Genomic DNA, 2,425 nt, shown 5'->3' with positions numbered 1-2,425 from the left:
AGGATCGCCTCCCGGCCAGCCTGCCCATCCTCCACACCCATGGACAGGGCAAGACCCGCGCTCGTGGTACCGAGCGCCTCGAAGCCGAGCGTCGTCAGGCGTCCGGCCGAGCCCGCATCCCAGGCATTGGCCATGATGAACGCCCGTCGTTCTTCGTGAAGCTTGCGGAAGAGCGCAGCCTTTTCTGTTTGTGTCGGCATGTTCGGATCCTTCAGTAAGCCGAGCCATCTTTGTGGGTGAAAATCCAGCCGTTCGGACCGGCAACGGCAGCGAGATCGTCGGCGGGATAAGTGGCTGTGTCACCCTTCGTGCGATCGCCGATCTCAAGATAGAGAACCGGCGCATCCGAACGGTTTTCGAGGTGGTGGCTGATGCCATCGGCCTTGAAGCCGGCGCACATGCCGGCGGTCAGAACTGTTTCCACGTCGCCTGTGACGAGAACCGCTTCGCCTTCGAGCACGTAGACGAATTCATCCTGCAAGGTGTGGCGATGTTGGAGAGCCGAGACGGCGCCGGGCACAAGCGTCGTGAGATTCACGCCGAAGTTCGAGAGCCCGAAGAGATCACCGAGTGGCCGCTTGCTGCGGCCCTTCATGCGTGAAGCGAACGGCTCTGGATAATTCGAAAGCTTCGTACGCTGCGGAGCGTCAATAGCCTTGATGGCGACGGGGAAATCCATGCGCGGCTCCTTCTGCGATATTACCTGATCCTCTGACCGGGGCTGACGTCATCGATTTCCATCCGCCTCTCCTGCCAACAGAGGATCGGCAAGCGTGCACACTACATAACGGATACAATCTCAATACAAGCCTCCTGACGAGAGCCGCGTATACCGATAAAGGGCAGGCAAACAGGCAGGCAGCGGCTTCGGACGGCAGCCCAATTCCCCGAGCGCAGTTAGCCATGTTTTAACCAAGCTGTCGTTTAATCGGCGAACAGTGAAATTGCCTTTTCGCGCGCGGCGGCCCTTGGCGCACAAGGGTTTGCTTTCGTCTCCAGGGACGGGGCATGCCGGGCGCAGCTCAAATTGTTGCGTAGAGATCGCCATGGCCCATCGTTACACCTCCTCAGGCCGTCATGTCCGGCGCCGCAGCCGGCGCAGTCTCTTCACGACATCCTTGCTCGTGGCGATCTCGCTGAGCCCCCTGGCCTATTTCGCGGACCTGTGGGACAAAACCCCGGAAGCAACGGCATCTCTGGCGTCGTTGCCGAAACCCGCTCCGAAAATCGCCGCAGCATCGCCTCAGCCCGCGAGCGTCTCGCCCCTGTTCGATCCCGCGCCCGCACTGAAGCTTCAGACCTTCAAGCTCGCACATCATGCGCCATCCCCGACAGCGTTCAGCATCCTCGGCACACCGAAGGCAAGCGCGGATCCTGTCATCGCCGCCATTCCGCAGAAACAGCCCGAGGACATCGAGTCCGAGGAGGAGATGAAGACGGCGGCAGTCATCGCGGTTGCGCCGATCCCCTTGCCGGTGCCGCGCCCGCCCGAGTTCCGCCTCCAATCATCGCCCGAGCCGCGCCAGATGGCGAGTGCGGCTGTTCCCGCAACCAGAAGAAGCGCTGCTCAGCCCGATCCCGTACAGCAGGCCGCCCCATCGGATGACCGCTCGTTCATCGAGAAGCTGTTCGGCGYCAAGCCCGCGACTCCGCCGGATGCCGCGTTGAGCTATGCCGCCCTGGATCGGGGAACGGGCAGCATCAATCCTACCGCGCGGTTCGGTTCGCCCTTCGCGCCGGAGCCGGGCACCGCCGTCTATGACATCTCGGCGAAGATCGTCTACATGCCCAACGGCGACAAGCTGGAGGCGCATTCCGGCCTCGGCGACAAATTGGACGATCCGCGTCATGTGAATGTGCGCATGAAAGGCGCGACGCCGCCCGGCACCTATGTTCTCACCGAGCGCGAGGCATTGTTCCACGGCGTGCGCGCGATCCGCATGAATCCGGTCGGCGGCAGCGCCGCCATCTACGGCCGCGACGGCATCCTCGCGCATACCTACATGCTCGGGCCGCGCGGCGACTCGAACGGTTGCGTGTCCTTCAAGGATTACAACAAATTCCTAGAGGCTTATCTGCGTGGCGAGGTCAAGCGCATGGTCGTGACAGCCGGACGTGGGCAAGATCTCCTGCCCCGCATCGTCAACAACCGCACGGGCCGTTCCGCGCGCGACATCTAAAGCATCGGACGGTTAAACGGACGCATATCCGGCAGCCCTGAGGAAGTTCCAACACTCGTGCGGCTCAAACAAATCGCAGATGTCGCCGAGGGCGCGCCAGAGCGCGTCGAACGTTCGCGCCTCGGCCTTGCGCAAGTGTGCCTTGATCTTGGCGAAGGCCTGTTCAATGGGGTTCATATCGGGCGAATAAGCCGGCAGGAACAGGAACCAGGCTCCGCGTTGCTTCAGACACTGCGCAGCCTTTT

The 2,425-nt window shown here is 62.2% G+C and carries 4 protein-coding genes; 1 reads left to right on the top strand and 3 read right to left on the bottom strand.

Annotated elements, in window-relative coordinates; all coding sequences use genetic code 11:
- Positions 1-200, bottom strand: a 200-nt coding sequence (locus ACXJKO_RS31270) for an isocitrate lyase/phosphoenolpyruvate mutase family protein (RefSeq protein WP_457094892.1), incomplete at its 3' end; no start/stop codon positions are given.
- An 11-nt stretch (positions 201-211) separates the two neighbouring features.
- Positions 212-679 carry a cupin domain-containing protein gene (locus ACXJKO_RS31265; RefSeq protein WP_457094891.1) on the bottom strand — a complete coding sequence of 156 codons (468 nt, stop codon included), beginning with the start codon at positions 677-679 and terminating at the stop codon, positions 212-214.
- A gap of 367 nt (positions 680-1,046) precedes the next feature.
- Here ACXJKO_RS31265 and ACXJKO_RS31260 point away from each other — a divergent pair, with 367 nt between their 5' ends.
- On the top strand, positions 1,047-2,180 hold the full coding sequence (locus ACXJKO_RS31260) for a DUF2778 domain-containing protein (protein ID WP_457094890.1): 1,134 nt from the start codon (positions 1,047-1,049) through the stop codon (positions 2,178-2,180).
- 12 nt (positions 2,181-2,192) lie between these two features.
- On the opposite strand, the gene ACXJKO_RS31255 is transcribed toward ACXJKO_RS31260, so the two are convergent.
- Positions 2,193-2,425, bottom strand: a 233-nt coding sequence (locus ACXJKO_RS31255; protein WP_457094889.1) for a transposase, incomplete at its 5' end; no start/stop codon positions are given.

The sequence above is a fragment of the Microvirga sp. P5_D2 genome (assembly GCF_054049475.1).
The sequence above is the reverse complement of the archived record's forward strand: the minus strand, read 5'-3'. Positions and strand labels throughout refer to the sequence as shown.